The organism is Rhizobium leguminosarum, from assembly GCF_004123835.1.
Taxonomy (GTDB): Bacteria; Pseudomonadota; Alphaproteobacteria; order Rhizobiales; family Rhizobiaceae; genus Rhizobium; species Rhizobium leguminosarum_M.
Genome location: NZ_MZMU01000002.1, coordinates 1 through 19,307 on the forward strand (window position 1 = coordinate 1; position 19,307 = coordinate 19,307).

A 19,307-nucleotide genomic window follows, 5' to 3' on the forward strand; every position below is an offset into this window, starting at 1 on the left:
AGATTGACAAATGGACCAAAATCAAGGTCGTCACCGACAGGGAAATGAGAGCAGACCTTTTGATTCAAATTGGCGGTGCGGGGTATGCGTTAGTTCGACTTGGCGCGATTAGACAACATTAGGCAATAGCACTGCCTTGTTACACACTACCGTCGCATCGCGAGGCTTTGTCTGCTGGAAACACGCACCCAGGCGCTCGTGCGCGGACCGGCGGCCACATTGCTCACCTCTGACTGAAAATTGCCTTGCTGAATTGGTGCTCTTGAAAGGATATGAACTTCTGACCTATCAATCGCTGGCAGAGCTTACCCTAGCCCCACTCGCGATCGTGCCCATGAAAACAGGGGCGACAGAGAATCTAGGCAAACTGTCTTCCAAGCCTTGATCATCAATGCACATGGATCTAATGAGGCGCGTCAGTGGTCCTAGGAGTTTAAAATGCAAGTTCTGGTACGTGACAACAACGTTGAGCAAGCGCTCCGTTTTTTGAAAAAGAAGTTGCAGCGCGAGGGCGTTTTCCGGGAGGCCCGACTTCGGGAGCGTTTTGAAAAGCCCTCCGAAAAACGAGCGCGTGAAAAGGCCGAGGGTATCAGGCGCGTCCGTAAACTCGCTCGAAAAAAGCTTGAGCGGGAAAGTGGTATTTCGGCTCCCAAGAAGGCGAGAGCTTCTGGTCGCTAGTAGTGATCATGACAGATGTTTCGTCTGTCGAGGATAGGACTTCTCGTGTCTGAGATATCCCTTTCCTGCAGGCCGTGCCGTTAAGTACAGTGTCCAATGGGAAGTTGCTCCCCGCGCCTTGATAAAGGTGTCAGGGGCGTCTTCGATCAGTTTCAGCTGGAGCGCGATGCGTGGGCCGGCTGGCTGGACTCCTCCGTTCCGGCTCAGTCGCTGATCCGCCCGCTGTCATCCGGCTCTCCGATGGTCGAACAGGTTAGCTGATCGGCGGGGTGGCGGCCCGACGTGGGGCCGTGGCTCTTTGGCAATGCCGCACCTGGTCGGGCTTCTGCGCTGCTGTACCGGTGGCAAATGCCACCGAGATCGCTGAGATCGTGGATTTGTTGTTGTCGCCGTTCTTCGCTGTCGCAAACGGCGTTCGACTACTGGGTATGACGCTTAGTCCCTCGACACCGCTGGCGAAGGAGACGAGCCGCAGCTTGCCTTTTCGCTTTGATCGAACCTCGATCACGGTAGATATAACAAATAGCTGAGCGGGGCGGCATGACATAATCGAAGCCCACAGACCGCGAGACAGGCTGACGAGGATTTGAGAATGACATGTTCTATCTGCATGACATGCGGTACGCAGTTCAGCGAGAGCCCCCAACCGCCGCCAGCCTGCCCAATCTGTGAAGACGATCGTCAATTCGTGCCCCAAGCGGGCCAAGAGTGGACGGACATTGCGGCGCTTCGCCAGACGCACAGCGTCATCTGGAATGAGGAAGCGGAAGGCGTTCACAGCCTGCAGATCTCACCTTCCTTCGGAATTGGTCAGCGCGCCTTTCTCATCGAAGGACCAGACGGCTACATTCTCTGGGACTGCCTCAGCATCATCGACGAGGCCAGCAAAGCCCGAATTGCTGCCTTGGGCGGCCTGAGCGCGATCGCAATCTCCCACCCTCATTTCTATTCGTCGATGATCGAGTGGAGCGCAGCCTGCGACAGCGTGCCGATTCATGTCCACGCTGATGACGGCGAATGGGTGCAAAGATCCACTATGGCCCTACGCCCTTGGACGGGCGAGGCGCTGCAGGTGGGCCAGGCGACCATGATTCGGTGTGGCGGCCATTTCGCCGGCAGCTCTGTGCTTCATTGTCCCTGGCTGGAAGACGGACGAGGGGCTCTCTTCGTCGGCGACACGATGCAAGTAACGGTGGATCGCAAATGGGTCAGCTTCATGCGCAGCTATCCGAACCTCATTCCGCTCAACGCGCGTACGGTGAAAGGAATCTCGCAGGCGGTGCGACCATATCGTTTTGAGGCGATTTATGGTGCATTCCCTGGGAGAACAATCGAAAGTGACGGCAACCGTACCGTGGAGCGGTCCATGGAAAGATATCTAACGGCCATTGATGGCTAGGGATACCCCGATCACTCGCGAACAGGCCGCCGTTGCCGCGGCACTAGCGAACCAAGTTACCGATGCGATGAAATAGCATTCGGTTTCGGGGACAACAACCGCCGCCTTGAAACGGATTGAACTGGCGCGCCATCAAATTGCGCCGTGAACGGGAATCATGACGTGCTCAGCGCTCAAACCGCTCCAGCATTATCCTCAATTGCGCATTCTGAAGTTGAAGTTTGCGAGCCAACTGGTCGCGCAGCAGCCTGATCTCCTCATCGAGGGTTTGTACCTCATCGGAAAAAGTGGGTACGCTTGTTGGAAGCTGCGGAGAGACTTCAACTGACTTGACTACGCTGGCTTCTTGGCTGCGTTTTTTCTTGGCGCTCGGTCTCTTCTTGAACGAAGAGAATGTCAGCGCTTCGTGAGTTGGAGTGGTTGTGAAATCGGCGCCATCGGATAAGGCAGGACCAGCGGCATCCACGAGCCTGGCGCTTTCGAGGTCGATCTTCCCCTGCACACGGCCCCCGTTTGCGGAATCCTCCGGTACTGGCATTCTCGCATCGGATTGATCGGCAGATTGTGGCTCCGCTTCCACCAGCCGGTCACTAGAAATTTGCGTATTGTCGGTTGCTGCCTGAACAGGCTCGGGGCTCACCCCCTCTTCCAATTTCACATCGTCGATGACGCCGTCTTGCTGTTCTTTCGAACCCCGCCGCCTGGACGTCAGTCGCGCAAGAAATTTCCAAGGTGACGCCATTGTTTATACCTCGCGTTCTACCTCGCATGCAGGTTGCGAGCTTGAGCTTTGGCGGCGGGATGACCGCCACCAAATCGCACATCTCAAACGAGCACAGAAATGCGGCCAGCGATTGGCCGCGCCTGGGATCAACTGAGGTTGAGCCGCTTACGCAGATCTGCATTTTCGGCACGGAGTTTCGCCGAGAGCAATTTGCGCAGTCGCTGATTTTCTTCTTCCAACTGCAGAAGATCCGCCATCTCGTCGATTGCAGCAGCCGGTGCTGCAGTCGCTGGCTGCACAGCCTTCGGACCGCGTCTCACAGGGGTTTTTTTGGCGCTGACCGCGACCTCAATCGACTTCGGCTTACGTCCTCTCGTCTGCTTGCCGCGCTTGCCAGCTGTGGTGTTCAAAGCAGCGGCTGGTTCCGCAGCAAGTTCGACTGACGCCGTTTCGGGTGCCGCCTTCTTGGCGCGAGGTTTCCGCTGTTTCTTTGGAGCATCTATCCCTGCGACGACAGAAGCCGGCGCGTCATTACTTGTTGTCGTGTCGTTTTCGTCAGCCATGATTGTCTCCTGTGTAGCCGTTGCAGTTGTCGGATGCCCGATTGACGGTGTCAACAACGGCCCCGTTCGTTTCACTATGGGTAAGGAGACCTCGCTGTCGGATGCTCCGATTTGCTCGTCCCGCGTTAGGAATGGCATTGCGTCTTCCTGAACATCTCGAGCAACGGACTTGAGATCCATGTTGCCCCAGATCGAGTTCGAGTTGGGATCGGTTTTTCTCCGCCCGGATTTATACTCAACAACGAAACTGCGTTGAATCTTTTTCACGAAATTTAGCCTCGAAATTTCCGCGGTGATGTAGCAGCGAAGTGTTTCGCATCGCAACAAGCCCTGCTGATAGCGATTGCTGCATTGGCGGTCTAGACCCACAGTGCTCTCGGTCGTCACGTGCGTGGGCAGTCTTAGCGGGATCCGCGTTGGTTTCGGACCTAAATTCATAGAGTTCGAGAAATCCGCATGGATTCGCAGGATCCTCGTGCCCTTGTTTGAGATGACGATTTGAAGATTTTCAGCGCAGATGCTAACGAGCAATTTGATCCCTGCAGGCAGCGCACAGCGAGGCCGTGTATTGAAAACAGCGGTCTCGAAGGTTTAGCCACACTCTGCACGGGGTCGGCTTGTTGGCGTATAGCCTCGAAGCCCAGCGACCTTCTGCAGGCGCTACGCGAAAGCGCCGGCCTGGGGCAAAAGAGGCCCAACCCAAACGTACCGCGGCCAACGCCAACAAGGGTGCGGGTCGTGAGAAAGCCGCAAAGCCGGTAACGAAGTCCAAGCCCGCCGCGGCGCCGACGCGCCGGGCCGGCTGATCGGAGGAAGTTGCCATGGCAGTTCAGCTCTCCTTGGTCACCTGCCCGGTGCAGATGATGCCGGCAACCTCCGAGAACGAGAAGGTCCGTTTCCACACGCTCAATCGCGAGACCCAAAACCGGGTCGTCAGCCATTATGTGGAGTCCGTCACCGGCAACTGATCAAAAAGCAGACCCAGGACTGGACGCCGAAACTGGTCGTCGACCCGGTGCAGGATCGGCTCATCGAGATCATCAACACGAAGAAGAAGGCACTCAAGAAGCCGTCGAAGAGCACGACCAAGGCTCCCGCATCGTCACCGCGACCCAACAACGTCGTCAACATCATGGATGCTTTGAAGAAGTCGGTTGCGGCGGAAAACCGGACCAGTAAATGAGCAGACGTGCCAAACCGCTGCTCCAGGACGATCAGGTTGCCAAATCTCAGCCACGTCGGCGCCGCGATCCGGCGCAACCGCACCTGCCGTTCGATCCCATGCCCGACCGTGTGGAGCCATGCCTGGCGCTGCTGAAGGCAATAGCGCCCATGGGGCCGGACTGGGCCTTCGAGGTGAAGTGGGATGGTTACCGCCTCGCGATCCATATCGATACAAAACCGACATAAGGGATTTGGCTTCATCACTCCAAAGAATGGAGGAGCGGATGTATTCGTTCACGTGTCTGCTTTGCAGCGAAGAACCGTTCTTGTTACGCCCCCAGAATGAGGTCTTCCTCAAGCCCCCGCCATTATCCCTTTCAGTCGCACCGCAATTGTCGCAATCTCCGGCGGCGAGGCATCGAGCCGCTTGAGCTCCGCGTCGAGCAGTACCGGCACGCTCGCTCCTTCCGGCAGCGCCGCCAGCGCCACTGCCCGTCGAGCCAATAGGGCTCTTTCCTCCCGCCAAAGAACGACATCGCCAGCAACGGCTTGCCCTTGCGGTCGGCGCCATATTGGAACTGCACATACTTGCCGCCCAAGACCGGGCTGATTTGGGCCACTTTGACTTCCCGAAGATCCAGCGTGGTTTCCCGCAGCGCCAACCGGCGACTGCGATCGCTCCTGACACCCCCCGCGAAGAGGGCAATCCCTGCTGCCGCAATCCCCAGCACAAGGGCGCTGTCCACGAGAGTGCGGTTCCACAGCATGTTTAGCCCCAGCGACAGCGCCGCTCGGTTGGGCTGCGATGCCGAACGCACCACGTCGACCTCATAGTCGCCGGTGTGGAAATTCACGAACATCAATTCGATATCGTGCTCCACGCTTTTGCCTTCGATTTCATAGGCGACATGGGCTGAGCAATCGACGAACACCACCCGCCGCGCATGGCATTCCCCATCAGTGATCGTCGCGTCGGGTACCGCCACCGGATCGCTCCCACCAGCCAGTCATTGACCACGCCCGGCGCCTGCCACACCCCGATGAACCCCGCCACCGCCAGCATCATCAGCCCCCCGAGATAGGAAAATACCCCCGGCGCGGCCGCTCAAGGCTATCCGAGCTCCCGGGCGACCCATGCGCGAACTCGTCGCTGCCCCCGCTCGGCAGGTTGGTATCCCGTTCGCCAAGGCTTGCAGATCGCCGGTGAGATCGAAAACGCGACTGCTGTCAGCCACTCGACAGGATACCGCGGTTCGCAGGCGGATCGGCAGCATACCATGCGTAAAATTGTACAAGGCGCCTATTCGAACCCTTGAATATTGGATTTTAGCCATCCATATACCATCCATATGGATGGAGAATGATCATGGCGGATAGTATACGCAGGCTTGCCGATAAGGGAACTGAATCGGAAAAGATCACAATTAATCTTGGCTATGTCGATCTCGGTCGCATCGACCTCCTCGTTCAGGAGGGATTCTACTCAAATCGCACGGACTTCATCCGCACGGCGATCCGGAACCAGCTTGGCATTGAAGGCGAGGTAGTAAAGCAATCCATTGTCCGTCACACGCTCGAACTCGGACTGCGCGACTACAGCAGTACCGACTTGGAGTCCGTCAAAGCGGCTGGAGAAAGACTGCACATCAAGGTGGTGGGCCTCGTCCGTATCGCTTCGGACGTAACGCCAGACCTCGCTCTTGCGACAATCGAAACCATCACCGTGCTCGGCGCGCTTCAGGCCAGCGCGGAACTGAAATCCGCGCTCGCAGAGCGCATCCGATAAGCTGATCGCACCGTCAACAAGGATACTACCCATGAACGATGAATTTGCTGCGGCCATGCGCCGGGCAACGCTCTTCACGCGTGCCTCGAACCCTTCGGAAGCCACCCGAGTGATCCTGGATACTCTTGCCGGGCGAACAGTCTCAGGCGAACCTGGAACGGCGGTTTCCGACATCATGCCCCCGCCCGCGAAATCGCGCCCGAAGCCATTTCCGGTAGATCCCCACGCCCAGCTCATAGAGCCTGCGGCAAAACCGGAATCCACTCTTGCCGAGACGGATACTTTTCAACGATCGCCGCGGGTGCGACGGCCGCTGGGAGACACGCTCAGGATCCTCAGTGAAGGACGCTCGGCGGCCGGGAAGCTCCCATCATTTTCAGGCGGCGGCCTTCCCGGAATGACACGACGCTCCCTCAAGCCTGTAATCCCGGACGGCGCACAATATCTGGCACGCTCTTTTACGTGTGCCGCTGGCAAGCGAAGCTACAAGCTCTACGTTCCGGCCTCTGCTCCAGTCGTGCCGCGAGGCCTCGTCATCATGCTGCATGGTTGCAAGCAGGATCCCGACGACTTCGCGATTGGAACCGGCATGAACGCCACGGCCGAGGCACACGGCCTGTTAGTGGCCTATCCCGGCCAGACGGGTGCAGACAACACATCATCTTGCTGGAACTGGTTTCGGCCGCTGGATCAGAGACGCGGCGCTGGCGAGCCTGCGATCATCGCCGGCATTACGGAAGAGATCATTCGCGACTTCGGGCTCGATCGCAGCCGGATCTTCGTTGCGGGCCTGTCTGCCGGCGGAGCGATGGCGGCGGTGATGGCCGAGGCCTATCCTGATCTCTATGCAGCGGTGGGAATCCATTCCGGGTTGGCTTGCGGATCGGCCAACGACGTCGTTTCAGCATTCACCGCTATGCGTGGGGAAGGCAGTCTCATCCCTCGGAGAACTCCGAAAGATTTAGACCCGGCATGCCGGGTCCGTACGATCGTTTTCCAGGGCGACGCTGACCGGACGGTCCATCGCTCCAACGCCGATCGGATCGTCGCGGCGTCAACCCCATCTGTGCCTGGTGGCGCAGCGAGCAAGACCGGCCGTTCGGCTGGCGGCCTGACCTATGAAACAACCGTTCTCACGGACGAGAAAGGAAGGCCGGCATTGGAATACTGGCTGGTGAACGGCGCGGGGCATGCGTGGTCAGGCGGACATGCCGACGGGTCATATACAGATCCTCGAGGGCCGAGCGCCACAACAGAAATGGTCCGCTTCTTCCTCGATCAATGTGAATGATGATCGACTGGCTGTCACGTGGCCAAGCCCTTTCTCTGATGTCTCAAATTGCCCTCCGTTAGGTTTAGCCGGTAAATACAATGCGATTTTCCGCTAACGATTTCAGCGAGTGCTGCCGTTTGCCAAAGCGATTGCGCGATCGAACACCCAAGGCGGCCCAGACCGTCACGGACGAGCAATGGTCGGCAGTGCGACGCGCCGCCCCGTGAATTGGACAAGGTTCTCGATGGTGGTGGCCCAAAGCAAGAAGCCGTCGTCCGGGCCGCGGCCGAATTACGCCTGACCACCCGCCAAGTCTACAATCTGCTCGCACGCTATCGCACTGCGTGAACGCTAACGGCGTTGCTGCCGCGCACCCCCGAAACCCGGCGCTCGCGGCTTTCGGCCGAAGTGGAGGCGATCATCACGCCTCCGCTTCCGAGAGATCCTCTGGTATTCGATTTAACTGGCGCCGGAATCAGCCTGCAGTCACTGGCTGATTCGCATGCGTATTTTGATTACGCGAATGACGGATTTGCAGAGCATCTTCATCCTTGAACCCACCCCGCAAACACAAATTTGCGGCGTAACGCCTATTTATGGAACTGTCGGGCCATTCGGGACAGAGCGCTGAACGATAGTAGCGTTGACCGCTGGTTCATGAAGCGGTTGAGGCTTCTCATCAAGGCGGATACCTCGTTAAATTCAAAGACGTATATTGAGGATAGGACTGAAGGACCTGCAGATTGGATCTCTCTATGTATTTGTTTCGTCTTTGGGCTCGCCTCGCGATTTTTGTATTTTTTTTTCGTCCCGTTCTTCAGCCCGTCTTCGAGATATACCGATATCATCGAGGAGCCGTTCATCGAGCTTAGATAACTGGCGATATTCACCTGCGCCATTTCCGCTGAAATTCTCCGACAGGGTTCGCCAAGCGGTCCTCAATCCAGCGAGAAAGGTCATGGAAGGACGGCCCAAACAGCGGCAAAAGCATATCCAATCGCCAGCGAGCCGATCACAGCAAGTATCACGAACAGAGCGATGGTCGGAGGGCGGAGAACTGCCACGACAGCCATCACCCCCCACACACTGACTGCGCCGCCGGAAACGAGGAACGCCATTGCAGCTCCGGGTGACATGCCCAGATCAAGCAGCCCCCGAACCAGAGGCAGAGCCGCATAGCCATCGAGATACATTGGGGCGCCGACCATTACCGCAAGCGGGATGGCATAGACGGAATCCTCTCCGACATAAGTTGCCAAGAGATGCGACGGTAGAAGGTCGCGCAGAAGGTATTCCGCCGCAAACGCGAAGGTCAGGCACAAGGCAATGAGCTTCGTCATGGAAAGGAGGTCGGCGCGGAAGATGCGCATACGAGCAGGATCCCGCCAGATACGGAATGAAAATTCGGTTGATGTGCCGATACCGCATTCCCCCGCATCCGCCTTGCGCAAGGAACGCAGCGGATTTTGCACCATCTTTGTCCCGGTCAGAAGCGCGGTTCCAGTTCCCGCGAAAACGCCGAGGGCGAATGCCGCAACGGCCTTCCCGATCGCGAACGCCGGACCAAGAACTGCCCACGTCACCGCGAACATTGCCGGATCTGTGAGCGGAGAAGAAAGCCAGAACGCCATGATAGGTGCGAGTGGAACTCCTGAGGCGAGGAACCCGGTCATCAACGGTAGCACCGTTACACCGCACACCGGCGTAACGGCACCAACCCCCGACGCGATCACGATCGTTGTTGCCGGGCGTCCCCGGAACCATTGTGCAGTGACCATACCAGCGCCGCTTGCCGCAACCCAAGCAGATAGAATGAGGCCGATTGCTATGGTTGGGGCCACATCGACAAAGCTCTCAAGAACGTAACGCGAGGTTTCTTGCGCTTTCTGTGGCCACACGACCGCAACGGCGGCTGTGAAAACCGCGGCGGTTGACCAAACAAATGGCCTTTGAAGTCTTGGAAGCGCAATAGTCATGGGCATCATCCTCGTTGATGCCTTTTTGTAAACTGCCAGCTTCCATGAGTGAAACGAATAGTATAAATACTAGGTATGAGTGAAACCAATAGATCCGGCCCGCAGCTCGACAGCGACTTGCTGCGAAGTTTCCTCGCGGTCGCCAAGGCCGGGAGTGTCAGCGCTGGCGCAAATCGTCTTCTGCGAACGCAATCCGCCATTAGCCTGCAGGTCCAAAAACTTGAAGATATTGTCGGACAACAATTGTTCGAGCGCCATGGTCGCGGAGTTTTGTTAACTACGCGCGGTGAACAATTGCTGCCAATTGCGCGCCAGGTCGTTGAGACGTTGGATCAGACGGTCCTCTTTATGAGGGAAGCACAGGTCAGAGGTGAAATCCGGCTTGGGATCCCTGAAGAGTATGGCGACACTCTACTGCCATCAATTCTTTCTGGGTTTTCGGAAGAGCAGCCGGGCGCGCGCATCCTGTTGCGGTGCGGTTCCAGCGTGGAGTTTCCAGCCGCACTTTTACAGGGCGAACTGGATCTCGCCCTCCATACACCAGAGAGCGTCGCAGTGAACGATGTGATCGTCCATCGCGAGGCGGCCATCTGGACCGGCTCGGCCTTTCATGATGTTCAGAGCCGTAGACCGCTGCCCGTTGCCCTGTTCGACAAGGCCTGCTGGTGGCGCGAACGTTGCCTCGATCTGCTACAGAAAGCCGGATTGGACTATGAGATCGTCTGCACCAGCGAAAGTGTCGCTGGTGTTCGTGCCGCGATATCGGCGGGAGTCGCAGTCGGCGTCCTCCCGCAAAGCTCGCTAACCGATCGCATTCGGTATTTAGCGGATGCCGGTTTGCCTCTGCTCGGCGAGACGCCCCTCGTGCTGTCGCGGGCTTCTGGTGCCGAGGCCGTACTGGCCGATAGCTTGACCGCGATCATTGCAAGAACTGTCCGGACGCTTAAGCCTGCAGCCTAACCGCAGCTGCAGACTCCTGCGGGTCGTTTGAAGCCGGCGCTCAGCGTTACGATGGTGAACAAGGCCTTCCACGCCCAACTCCAGTAATCGACGTGATCGGGACGAAAGAAACCAAGGATCGTTGCGTCGCCCGGATTGGGTGACCAAACACCGAGCCCTAGATACTCGCGGGTACCAAGCAGATAGACCAGGCTGAGCAAGATGGCGCTGGCGAGAACCGGACGGAGCGGCGCATAGGGCAGGATCACCTTGTACGCTGATGACGCAAGATGAGAGAGTTCGGCGAAGAAATGCGCGGCAAGACCGAAAGCCACGCCGGCTACGACGACTTTCAGGAGCAGAACCGCATCAAGGTGAAATCCGATCGCCTCGCCGGCGCCGCCGAGATAGGCAATGGTATAGTGAACATGGCCAATTCCCCAGGCGTGACATGTCCAGTCGGCGACGACAGCCGCCAGCAGCGTTGGCAGAAGAGCCTCATATTGCATCCGGCCGATGGTGAGCACCTCGAGCGCGAAAATCGCGCCGGCAATCGGCGTGCCAAAAACAGCACCGAACCCGGCCGCAATTCCAGCCATCAGCAGAATGCGCACATCACCCGGCGTCAGCCTGAGCATGCGGCCGAACGCGCTCGCGAGACTGCCACCGAGCTGGACAGCCGTTCCCTCGCGACCAGCTGAGCCGCCAACCAAATGGGTCAGGACGGTTGTGACGAGAATGAAAGGTGCCATGCGGGTGTTAAGGACCGGTTCCTGGACACGACTCTACTCCTTCGCGTGGCTCGCGTTGAGTAGGAGTCATCAGCTTCGTCGGGGAAGCGGTTTGGCGTAATGCCCGGCAGAATCCATTACCGTTGCGCGTTCACTACGTTGCCTGCATATCGTCGTCAATAGCTATGAGTTGAGAACCCCAGCCAAGGTTCAAGGATCTCGAACGTCTCGTCCATCGGATAAGCGTAGCTCAGGTAGGGGATCGAGAAATGTCCGAAACGCAGGGAAATCTGCCGTTCGGCCGCCATCTCCCCGGACTTCGCCACGGCAGCATGCGCCTGCTCTTCCAGGCCGACAAGCCGCAGAAAATGCAGCGCGACGGCTCGTTGCTCTTGGGGCGATCCACGGCGATTCATGCGAAGGCCGAACCGGACGTTTTCCAGGACGCTCAGCCAAGGGAAGAGGTTTGGCGACTGGAATACATATCCGAGAACCGGATGCTCCGGCACAACAGGCGCACCGTCTATGGTGATATGCCCCGATTGCGGGCGCAGGAAACCGGAAAGAAGATTGAGGAGCGTTGACTTGCCACAACCGGACGGACCGAGGATCGCCACGAATTCTCCCGGCCGAGCTTTCAGCGAAAACCGTTCGAATACGCCGCGGCGGCTTTCGGGATAGGTGAAAGCCATGCCGTCCACCGAGAAGGCGGCGCTGGATGAAATCTGCCGTGGTGTAGGTAGAGATGCCATGTTGCCTGAGGACGACCCTGAATTGGAGTTGCCCCAGCTTATAATACATTATAATACAGGCGATCAACGCGAAGAGTTCCCCTTGTCCGGCGGCTAAAGGGAACGCTATTCCACAGCTTTGATGCTTCGTGGTCTTTTCGACCCAATGGAAGATAGATGAGTCTGATACGGAACAACCCGGTGGCGATGTACCTGCAGATCGCCGATCGCCTTCGTGGCGAGATCACCGAAGGCGTCTATGAGCCGTCCGGACGGCTCCCGTCGGAATCGCAGATTGTGGCACGCTTCACGGTCAGTCGCGTCACCGTCCGGCTGGCGCTCGAACAGCTCGACAAGGACGGGTTGATCGACCGTCGGAAAGGCAAAGGCACTTTCGTAGCGGGCAAGCAGGTGCGCCATCGGATCGATACGCTGCGTAGCTTTCATGAGTCGCTGAAAGTCCAGGGCTTCGATGCCACGATGCGGATCGTTGAACTGACCGCCATCGAAACACCATCTGCCTTCATCCCGCTATTCGGAACGAAATGCGCACTTTTAGAGCGGCTTCATGTCGTGAACGATGAACCAATTGCATTGGGCCGAAGCCTGTTGCCGACCTTCATATTGGAGCTTGAGCGAGAGGTAGCAGAACAACAACCGACTTATGCACTCCTCAAAGACAAAGCCGGCACCGACATTGTCTCCGCCGAGATTGCGATCGGAGCGCGTGCTGTCTCGCCTCGGATAACATCGCTGACGGGCGCAGCCGAAAATACCGTCCTGCTTGTGCTCGAACGAACCTCCTATTTCGATAACGGCGTCTGCGCCGAAAAGTCTGAATTCTTTATTCGGCCGGAGCGCTATAAGTTTGTCCTCGGTAATCGAATTCCCGAGCGCTGATTGTTCAAGTACCTGCTCTTGAACGGAATCAAACTGCCGCATTCTCCATCATCTGCCTTCCCGTGCGTATCGCACAGTGGCATGGCGCTATGCGCCATTAGAATGGACGGCAATCCGCTTACAGTTGCGGGGGCAGCCACGGTTTTGGTCCCATGCGGGTCGTCCGCACCGTGTTCCCTATTATTCCCCTCCATCTCTTGGGGTAGGGGAACCGTCGCGGCCAGTTAATTGAGAAGCTGACAACGGGTCAAGGCCGGGCTTGGAACCGGTGCGGACGACCTCAGATGGCCTTTTCATAAGCGCCTCCCAATTCGATGAGCCGCGTCGAGACCTTTTCGGCAAGATCGTGGTCATGGGTGACCAGCAGAACCGCAAGGCCGGTCTCCTCGACGATCTCCTGGAGGAACGTGATGACGTCTTGCTGGCTCACTGGGTCAAGTCGAGAGGTCGCCTCGTCGGCAAAGAGGAAGGCGGGATCAAGCAGAAGCGCCCGCAAAAGTGCAAACCGTTGCAATTCACCGCCGGAAACCTGTCCCGACAGACGATCGAGCAAGGCGTTTTGCAAACGCAGGCGCCTGCACAGGATTTCGATCTCGGTCCAATCTTTGCCATGCAGGTGAGCAAGATCTTTCAAACCCTTACGGATCGTCTGATGTGGAGCGAAGGCAGCCGGTGGGTCCTGGTAAAGCTTCTGGAAACGGAGTGGCGACAGCTCCCCATCTCTCACGACCGCACCTGCATCGGGTCTGGTCAGGCCAAGCAGAATATTGCCGATTGTCGTCTTGCCGCAGCCGCTCGGGCCGACGATGGACACGATCTCGCCTGCGGCGACTTTAATATCGAAGCCGGAAAACAGCACCCTGTCGCCATAACGCTTTTCCAGTCCCTGGGCTGCGACCACGGTCTTGCCAGGCGTCGCTCCTGCCCTCCGCTTCCATTGTGAAGGCTCGGCGGCAAGAAGTGACTTCGTATAGGCATGTTCCGGTGCTTCGAGCAGCGCTTCGGCGGGGCCGTACTCGACCAGCCGCCCCTCCAGCATGACGCCGACCATGCCGCCGAGCGCCCTTGCAACGGCGACATCGTGGGTGATGGCCAGGAGCAATCGTCCCGCCTCCACCTCGTGCCTCAGCCGTGCCGTCACCGAGTCCCGCAGCGCCGCGTCAAGACCTTTTGTTGGCTCGTCGGCGATCAACAATTCGGTGTCGGCGGCATGGGCCATCGCGATTGCTACGCGCTGACCCATGCCGCCCGAGATCTGAAACGGATAGAGAGCCTCGGCCGAGGAAAGGGAGACGTCAGCTAAATTTTGCCTGGCGGCCGCCACGCTATCGATGGCTTTCTTGCCCTTGACGTAGCGATGAACCTCGGCGACCTGCGGGCCGACGCGCATCGTCGGGTCCAGCGCCAGCCATGGCTCCTGCGGCAGGAGGCCGACGCTTCGGCCCCAGCGTCGGCGCCGCTCTGCGGCCGTTTCCTCAAGGAGATCCAGCCCCTTGAAGAACACGCTCCCCGCGGCGTGCACCCCCGGCGGCAGATTGCCCATGATCGCCTGGGCGACCAGGGATTTTCCAGAGCCGCTTTCTCCAAGCAGGGTCAGTGGCCGGCCCTTGCCGAGTGCAAGCGAGACGTTCGAGACGATCGGTCCATCAGCCGCGTGGATCGACAGGTCGTTAACCGCAAGATCACTCATCAACTGGATGTTCATGCTCGCTCCCCCTGGGCGAGAAGTTGCAGGCCAAGAACGAGCAGGAAAATCAGCGCAGCGGGAAGCAGCACGTGCACTGGCGCCTCGGCAAAATAGGGCAGAAGTTCAACGATCATACTGCCGAGTTCAGGCGTCGGCGGTTGCAGGCCGACACTGATCGCACTCAACGTCGAGACCGCGATAATGGCCGTTGCCATGGCAAACGCGGCAAGGGTCGCGATCATCGGCGCAATGACCGGAAGCACATAATGCTCCAGGATGTAGCGCGAGCCGAAACCAAGCATACGCGCCGCCTCGATATGCGGCTGGGACAATATCGTTTTCGTGGTCGCCTTCGTCACCCGATAGAACTCAACCCAGAGCGTGAGGGCCAGGCCGAGGAAAAGGGGGCCGTAGTTGCCCGGCGAAAAGGCGAGCAACAGCAACACCAGCATGAGGCCGGGCAATGCCAATACGATGGTTACCACAAATTCGAGCCCGCGTTCTGTCCACCCGCCTCTCCAGGCGGCGATGAGACCAAGCAGCACGCCGGGTATGGCAGCAGCCAGCATGGTGAGGAAAGCCAGTCCGAACGATAGCCGTGCGCCATGGGCAAGGCGCGCCAGCAGGCTGCGGCCGTAGTGATCGGCGCCAAGCAGGTAGCCGCCACCGATCGGAGCAAGGCTGGCGCCAAAGTCCTGGGCCGCCGGATCGACCGGGATAACCGCCGGCCCGATGATGGCAAAACCGCTAAGCAGGATCAGCAGGCTCGCGCCAGCCAAACGCGAGGCTCCGAGGCCTTTCTTCGGCGGCAGGTAGATCTGGTCAATGGTCGTCATGCATTTTTCCTTATACGCGGATCGAGCCAAAGCGTCACAAGGTCGACAATGGCGGCGATGGCGACGAACATCAGGCCCATGGTCAGCGCCGTGCCCTGCACCATCGGCACGTCCCGCTCGACAATGGCATGCACCAGCGCGTGACCGATGCCGGGATAAGCAAAGAGGGATTCGACGACCACAACCCCTTCGATGAGATAGATCGCCTGCAACCCAAGATAGGACACGACCGGAATCGCCGCATTCCTCAGGCCATGGCGCCGCACGACCACGGCCTCCGGAAGCCCCTTGTAGCGGGCGAAGGCAAAGTACGGCGCGCGCGCCACCACTGCCACCGCGTTGCGGGTGACACGGCTCGACATGGCCGCAAGCCCGAGAGCCAGCGTCAGTGCCGGCAGGAGTATTTCGCGCGGCGAACCAAAGCCTGCCGGTGGTAGCCAGCCGAGCTGCCGGGAAAATACCAGCATCAGGACAAGCCCCAGGACAAAGGGTGGGATGGCGCGGAAGGTGACCGCGCCCATGAGACCGACGCGATCAGCAGTTCCACCGGGCTTGAGGCCGCCAAAGAGACCGATGATTGGGCCGATCAGCAGCGACAGCAGGAGGGCCGCCGCCGCCAACCAGACCGAAGCACCGAGCTGGACCTGCAGTTCATGGGCGACCGCGCGGCCCGTGACCAGCGAATGACCGAGATCGAAGCGTGCGAGACTGCCGAGCCATTCGATGAACTGCACGGCAATCGGACGGTCGAGCCCAAGTTCAAGGCGCACCTTTTCCGCCGCATCGGCAATTCGCGCGTCCGGCCCATAACGGCCGGCGGCGATGCGCATGGCTGCATCGCCGGGCAGCACGCGCATCAGGACGAAACATAAGGCTCCGACCACGATGGCAACGATACCGGCCTGCAGGAGGCGCGTCAGAAGAAAATTCTTCATCGTCATGCCCGTCATTCCGCCCACCGAATGGAGGAGAGGCCGTAGTTCACCTCAAGCGGATCGACCTCGACACCAGCGATGCGTTTGCTGGACACGATGGCCAGCTCCGACCATGTCACGGGGATGCTTGGCAGTTCCTCTTGCAGGATTTCGATGGCACGTTTCTGGAGGGGCGCGCGGACGGCGGGATCGCTTGTCGCGGCCAGCTGATCGACGATCGCCTGCATCTCCTTGTTGTCCCAGCCCATCGAGCCCCAGTCGCTTCCGCCCGGGCCGTAATCCTGGAGCAGCGTGCCGACCGGATCCGGAACGATCGAATAAAGCCGCGATACCAGACCCATTTCCAGCGTGCCGTCCTGGTGGCGCGCGGGGATTTCAGAGCTGTTGCCGACGGACACCTTGACGTCGATGCCAACCTGCCGAAGCTGAGCCTGAAGTGCGGTGGCGATCGGCGGCAATTCGGGCCAACTTGCATAGGTCAGCATCGTCACGCGGAAGCGCTTGCCGTCCTTCTCCAGAATGCCGTCGCTACCCGGCGTCCAGCCTGCTGCCTTGAGCAGTTCCTTCGCTTTTTCGAGGTCTTTCTCCAAAGGCTGAACATCAGGCGAGTTCCAGCCTTTCATCGCAGGCGGGAAGAGCTGTGTCGCGGCGAGACTGGCATTGCGCAAGATCACCTTGGTGGTGCCGACACGGTCAATGGCGGCACTGATCGCCTGTCGCTCCTCGACCTGATCGAAAAAGGGCGATGCCGCATTGACCTTCAGAAGCCGAGTGCGCGGGATCGTAGCGATCTGCACATCCAGCTTTGGATTGGCCTTCAGCCGGTCGACGGAAACAGGAAGCATGGAAAAAACGAGGTCGGCCTCGCCGCTCTCGGCCATCAAGGCACGGGTTTCCCCTTGACCTACGGCAAGATAATTCACCTCGGAAATGCCGGGTTCGCCGCCCCACCAGGCGCCTGACCCCTCCAGTTCAAGACGCGCGGGTGGCGTGAGGGTCTTCACCTTGTAGGGGCCGGTGCCAACGATCCGCGTGACCTTGCCGGCTGCGTCGAAGGATGACGGCGCGAGCACGATGGTGCTGAAATGCACGAGATAGGCGGGCAATGCCGAGAACGGCTTAGTCAGCCGTATCTGGATATCTTTGCCTTCAACCCCGATTTCGGCGACAGGCGCCTGCGACAGGACACCGACACCTCCCAGTGCCCGTTGAAGGCTGGCAACCGTGGCTTGCGCCGTTACCGGTGTTCCGTCATGGAAGGCAGCGTTGCCACGCAATTTGAACCACCAGACGAGCCCGTCCTGCGAGACCGTCCAGCTTTCGGCGAGACCCGGAACAAGCGCGCCCTCTTTGTCAGTGGTGACGAGCGTCTCAGCGACCTCGAGACGGCTGAAGATATAGCCGGTCTGTGCCGGCTCGATGCCGGTGATTTCCCACGGGCCCGCCACCTTCAGGGCTTCGGCCTGTGCAAAGGTTGCCGGCAACGATGCGCCGAGCATGAGTGTGAGGAAAAGCGCTTTCGCAATGCGCATGGAATTTTCTCCGTTTCAATTTGATAATCTTGAAAAATCAGTGGGATTGGAGGCAGCGGAAAACGCATGGGCTACGTCGTCCTCCGTCACGTCCGTCATTGGTTTGTGAACCGAGGCTTGGACCGTCTCTGTGCCCTGCATCACCAGGATCACGGTCTCTTTCGGAGGACAGCCGGGGACGTGGCAGGCAAGCTCGCTGACCGAAACAACAGCGTCGTCCGGTAACAAGAGCAGCTTGCGCGCCCAAAATTTGATCGCGCGAGCACTGGTGACGACCGACGGCCCATTGCGTTCCAGTGGATTGACGAAGGCCTCGCTCATGCCGCATCTCGCTTTCTTCTCGCCGAGCGCGGAGCCAGTACCTCGAAGAGATCCCGGATGGGTTTGACCGGCATGTCCTGGCCGATGAGGACCACGCGGCTGCGATGATCTTCGTCCGGCCAATGTTCGAGGCGCTGAAGCGGATAGAGCCGGTGTTGCACTGCGTGGGCGACCAGCGGGCGGGCCGGGTCGTCGGTGAGCGCGAACAGGCCCTTCAGGCGCAGAAGACCGGAGCCGATGTTTGTCGTCACGATATGCAGGAAGGTCTCGACGGCCTGGGGCGAGAGTGGAACATCGTGGCTCAGGCTGATCGCCTCGATCTCATCCCCATGCCGGTTGGGGTCGTGGGCATGATCGCCGTGAGCGCCGAGCCTTTCCATCGCAAGCCAGCCAGGGACGTCCTCCACCTTGCCAGTGACGGAGTAGGCGCCGTCACCGAATAGCCCGGACAGATTGAAATCCTGTCGATGGCGATCATGGTAGACTGCCGCAGGATTGAGAGCCCTCAGCTCATTTGGCCAGTCGTGAGCCGTATCTGTGATATCTGTCTTGGTCAGGACCACATGATCGGCAAAGGCGAGCTGTTTCCAGCCTTCCATGAAGCTATTGAGGGTTGCGCGTCCATCAAGCACATCGAAGGCTGTCACGACGCGGGCGAGATGAAAATGCCGCGCGACCACATGATCTCTCAGGCCCATGGCGGGTGACCCGCCGGGAATGATGCTGTTGATGATCGGCGCAGGATCGGCCAGTCCCGTTGTCTCGATCACCACCCGTGAGATGGGCGGTATGTCGCCGCGAAGCCGCGCCTCGTGAAGCTCCGAAAGGGAACTTCTGATGTCGCTTGTCGCCGTGCAGCAGATGCAGCCGGTGGTCGTCCGGAAATAGGTTTCGGAGCCCTTGCGGACGAGATCGTGATCGATCGCAACGGTTCCGAACTCGTTGACGATGACGGCCGTCCCGTGCATGACCGGATCGGCCAGGATGTCGTTCAGCAGCGTTGTCTTGCCCGAGCCAAGGAAGCCGGTCAGAAGCGTGACCGGCACGGAGTCGTATAGCCGTCTCACGTCATCCTCCGTGTTATTGGGTGGGTTGCGCCACCGCTTGAACATGCCGCCAATCATGCTGCAAG

Annotated in this window: 18 protein-coding genes, 4 pseudogenes and 2 riboswitches; of the genes and pseudogenes, 9 read left to right on the forward strand and 13 right to left on the reverse strand. The window is 59.1% G+C overall.

Annotated features, from left to right (window positions below):
- Window positions 1-438 precede the first annotated feature (438 nt).
- Both rpsU and B5P46_RS01405 read left to right on the forward strand, forming a co-directional pair.
- Window positions 439-678: a 30S ribosomal protein S21 gene (gene rpsU, locus B5P46_RS01395; protein ID WP_003554884.1), complete on the forward strand. Its 240-nt coding sequence runs from the start codon at window positions 439-441 to the stop codon at window positions 676-678.
- A gap of 592 nt (window positions 679-1,270) precedes the next feature.
- Complete coding sequence (locus B5P46_RS01405; protein ID WP_129417134.1) at window positions 1,271-2,077, forward strand: MBL fold metallo-hydrolase; 807 nt, start codon at window positions 1,271-1,273, stop codon at window positions 2,075-2,077.
- Window positions 2,078-2,243: 166 nt separating this feature from the next.
- Here the strand turns inward: B5P46_RS01405 and B5P46_RS01410 are convergent, their stop codons facing one another.
- Window positions 2,244-2,819: a hypothetical protein gene (locus B5P46_RS01410; protein WP_129417135.1), complete on the reverse strand. Its 576-nt coding sequence runs from the start codon at window positions 2,817-2,819 to the stop codon at window positions 2,244-2,246.
- A gap of 128 nt (window positions 2,820-2,947) precedes the next feature.
- Window positions 2,948-3,631, reverse strand: a complete 684-nt coding sequence (locus B5P46_RS01415; protein ID WP_129417136.1) for a transcriptional regulator — start codon at window positions 3,629-3,631, stop codon at window positions 2,948-2,950.
- A gap of 554 nt (window positions 3,632-4,185) precedes the next feature.
- Between B5P46_RS01415 and B5P46_RS01425 the strand changes: the two are divergent.
- The 3 pseudogenes from B5P46_RS01425 to B5P46_RS01435 form a co-directional block, all read left to right on the forward strand.
- Window positions 4,186-4,547, forward strand: a pseudogene (locus B5P46_RS01425) (Ku protein).
- Window positions 4,544-4,765: pseudogene (locus B5P46_RS34760) on the forward strand (non-homologous end-joining DNA ligase); the annotation flags it as partial. The pseudogenes B5P46_RS01425 and B5P46_RS34760, both read left to right, overlap by 4 nt.
- A pseudogene (locus B5P46_RS01435) lies at window positions 4,731-4,844 on the forward strand (cold-shock protein); the annotation flags it as partial. The pseudogenes B5P46_RS34760 and B5P46_RS01435, both read left to right, overlap by 35 nt.
- 61 nt (window positions 4,845-4,905) lie before the next feature.
- Here the strand turns inward: B5P46_RS01435 and B5P46_RS01440 are convergent.
- Window positions 4,906-5,514 (reverse strand): hypothetical protein, encoded by a 609-nt coding sequence (locus B5P46_RS01440; RefSeq protein WP_129417137.1) that lies wholly within the window; start codon window positions 5,512-5,514, stop codon window positions 4,906-4,908.
- Window positions 5,515-5,894: 380 nt separating this feature from the next.
- Between B5P46_RS01440 and B5P46_RS01445 the strand changes: the two genes are divergently transcribed.
- Together B5P46_RS01445 and B5P46_RS01450 are read left to right on the forward strand one after the other, a co-directional pair.
- Complete coding sequence (locus tag B5P46_RS01445) at window positions 5,895-6,314, forward strand: CopG family transcriptional regulator (RefSeq protein WP_129417511.1); 420 nt, start codon at window positions 5,895-5,897, stop codon at window positions 6,312-6,314.
- A gap of 31 nt (window positions 6,315-6,345) precedes the next feature.
- On the forward strand, window positions 6,346-7,605 hold the full coding sequence (locus B5P46_RS01450) for an extracellular catalytic domain type 1 short-chain-length polyhydroxyalkanoate depolymerase (RefSeq protein WP_129417138.1): 1,260 nt from the start codon (window positions 6,346-6,348) through the stop codon (window positions 7,603-7,605).
- A gap of 735 nt (window positions 7,606-8,340) precedes the next feature.
- On the opposite strand, the gene B5P46_RS35455 is transcribed toward B5P46_RS01450, so the two are convergent.
- Both B5P46_RS35455 and B5P46_RS01465 read right to left on the reverse strand, forming a co-directional pair.
- A complete protein-coding gene (locus B5P46_RS35455; protein ID WP_129417139.1) occupies window positions 8,341-8,547 on the reverse strand; it encodes a DUF1127 domain-containing protein in 207 nt (68 codons plus the stop codon).
- Window positions 8,544-9,563 (reverse strand): permease, encoded by a 1,020-nt coding sequence (locus B5P46_RS01465; protein WP_129417140.1) that lies wholly within the window; start codon window positions 9,561-9,563, stop codon window positions 8,544-8,546. Before B5P46_RS01465 ends, B5P46_RS35455 begins: the two co-directional genes overlap by 4 nt.
- Before the next feature lie 75 nt (window positions 9,564-9,638).
- Between B5P46_RS01465 and B5P46_RS01470 the strand changes: the two genes are divergently transcribed.
- A complete protein-coding gene (locus B5P46_RS01470) occupies window positions 9,639-10,523 on the forward strand; it encodes a LysR substrate-binding domain-containing protein (RefSeq protein WP_129417141.1) in 885 nt (294 codons plus the stop codon).
- A 26-nt stretch (window positions 10,524-10,549) separates the two neighbouring features.
- Here B5P46_RS01470 and B5P46_RS01475 read toward each other — a convergent pair.
- A pseudogene (locus tag B5P46_RS01475) lies at window positions 10,550-11,260 on the reverse strand (chloride channel protein); the annotation flags it as partial.
- A 47-nt stretch (window positions 11,261-11,307) separates the two neighbouring features.
- Window positions 11,308-11,384: riboswitch (Fluoride riboswitch) on the reverse strand.
- Between the two features lie 25 nt (window positions 11,385-11,409).
- Complete coding sequence (locus tag B5P46_RS01480; RefSeq protein WP_348639837.1) at window positions 11,410-11,985, reverse strand: ATP-binding cassette domain-containing protein; 576 nt, start codon at window positions 11,983-11,985, stop codon at window positions 11,410-11,412.
- A 156-nt stretch (window positions 11,986-12,141) separates the two neighbouring features.
- Here B5P46_RS01480 and B5P46_RS01485 point away from each other — a divergent pair, with 156 nt between their 5' ends.
- Window positions 12,142-12,864, forward strand: coding sequence for a GntR family transcriptional regulator (locus B5P46_RS01485; RefSeq protein WP_129417142.1), 723 nt, complete (start codon window positions 12,142-12,144; stop codon window positions 12,862-12,864).
- Window positions 12,850-13,094, reverse strand: a riboswitch (cobalamin riboswitch). Its footprint overlaps the gene before it by 15 nt.
- 50 nt (window positions 13,095-13,144) lie before the next feature.
- Here the strand turns inward: B5P46_RS01485 and B5P46_RS01490 are convergent.
- The 6 genes from B5P46_RS01490 to B5P46_RS01515 are packed head-to-tail and all read right to left on the reverse strand — an operon-like array spanning window position 13,145 to window position 19,242.
- Complete coding sequence (locus tag B5P46_RS01490; protein WP_129417143.1) at window positions 13,145-14,569, reverse strand: ABC transporter ATP-binding protein; 1,425 nt, start codon at window positions 14,567-14,569, stop codon at window positions 13,145-13,147.
- The gene (locus B5P46_RS01495; protein WP_129417144.1) at window positions 14,566-15,387 is read right to left on the reverse strand and encodes an ABC transporter permease; all 822 of its coding nucleotides are present in this window, start codon (window positions 15,385-15,387) and stop codon (window positions 14,566-14,568) included. Before B5P46_RS01495 ends, B5P46_RS01490 begins: the two co-directional genes overlap by 4 nt.
- Entirely contained in the window at window positions 15,384-16,322 is a 939-nt protein-coding gene (locus B5P46_RS01500) for an ABC transporter permease (RefSeq protein WP_129417512.1), read from the reverse strand. Before B5P46_RS01500 ends, B5P46_RS01495 begins: the two co-directional genes overlap by 4 nt.
- A gap of 11 nt (window positions 16,323-16,333) precedes the next feature.
- Window positions 16,334-17,854 (reverse strand): ABC transporter substrate-binding protein, encoded by a 1,521-nt coding sequence (locus tag B5P46_RS01505; RefSeq protein WP_129417145.1) that lies wholly within the window; start codon window positions 17,852-17,854, stop codon window positions 16,334-16,336.
- 15 nt (window positions 17,855-17,869) lie between these two features.
- Window positions 17,870-18,175 (reverse strand): hypothetical protein, encoded by a 306-nt coding sequence (locus B5P46_RS01510; protein WP_129417146.1) that lies wholly within the window; start codon window positions 18,173-18,175, stop codon window positions 17,870-17,872.
- Entirely contained in the window at window positions 18,172-19,242 is a 1,071-nt protein-coding gene (locus B5P46_RS01515; RefSeq protein WP_245456085.1) for a CobW family GTP-binding protein, read from the reverse strand. Before B5P46_RS01515 ends, B5P46_RS01510 begins: the two co-directional genes overlap by 4 nt.
- Window positions 19,243-19,307: the final 65 nt, after the last annotated feature.

What these genes read in the sequence shown, in the direction of transcription:
- rpsU (WP_003554884.1), top strand. Translation starts at nt 439, where the DNA reads ATGCAAGTTCTGGTACGTGACAACAACGTTGAGCAAGCGCTCCGTTTT.
- B5P46_RS01405 (WP_129417134.1), top strand. Translation starts at nt 1,271, where the DNA reads ATGACATGTTCTATCTGCATGACATGCGGTACGCAGTTCAGCGAGAGC.
- B5P46_RS01410 (WP_129417135.1), bottom strand. Translation starts at nt 2,819, where the DNA reads ATGGCGTCACCTTGGAAATTTCTTGCGCGACTGACGTCCAGGCGGCGG.
- B5P46_RS01445 (WP_129417511.1), top strand. Translation starts at nt 5,895, where the DNA reads ATGGCGGATAGTATACGCAGGCTTGCCGATAAGGGAACTGAATCGGAA.
- B5P46_RS01450 (WP_129417138.1), top strand. Translation starts at nt 6,346, where the DNA reads ATGAACGATGAATTTGCTGCGGCCATGCGCCGGGCAACGCTCTTCACG.
- B5P46_RS35455 (WP_129417139.1), bottom strand. Translation starts at nt 8,547, where the DNA reads ATGACCTTTCTCGCTGGATTGAGGACCGCTTGGCGAACCCTGTCGGAG.
- B5P46_RS01465 (WP_129417140.1), bottom strand. Translation starts at nt 9,563, where the DNA reads ATGACTATTGCGCTTCCAAGACTTCAAAGGCCATTTGTTTGGTCAACC.
- B5P46_RS01470 (WP_129417141.1), top strand. Translation starts at nt 9,639, where the DNA reads ATGAGTGAAACCAATAGATCCGGCCCGCAGCTCGACAGCGACTTGCTG.
- B5P46_RS01480 (WP_348639837.1), bottom strand. Translation starts at nt 11,985, where the DNA reads ATGGCATCTCTACCTACACCACGGCAGATTTCATCCAGCGCCGCCTTC.
- B5P46_RS01485 (WP_129417142.1), top strand. Translation starts at nt 12,142, where the DNA reads ATGAGTCTGATACGGAACAACCCGGTGGCGATGTACCTGCAGATCGCC.
- B5P46_RS01490 (WP_129417143.1), bottom strand. Translation starts at nt 14,569, where the DNA reads ATGAACATCCAGTTGATGAGTGATCTTGCGGTTAACGACCTGTCGATC.
- B5P46_RS01495 (WP_129417144.1), bottom strand. Translation starts at nt 15,387, where the DNA reads ATGACGACCATTGACCAGATCTACCTGCCGCCGAAGAAAGGCCTCGGA.
- B5P46_RS01500 (WP_129417512.1), bottom strand. Translation starts at nt 16,322, where the DNA reads ATGAAGAATTTTCTTCTGACGCGCCTCCTGCAGGCCGGTATCGTTGCC.
- B5P46_RS01505 (WP_129417145.1), bottom strand. Translation starts at nt 17,854, where the DNA reads ATGCGCATTGCGAAAGCGCTTTTCCTCACACTCATGCTCGGCGCATCG.
- B5P46_RS01510 (WP_129417146.1), bottom strand. Translation starts at nt 18,175, where the DNA reads ATGAGCGAGGCCTTCGTCAATCCACTGGAACGCAATGGGCCGTCGGTC.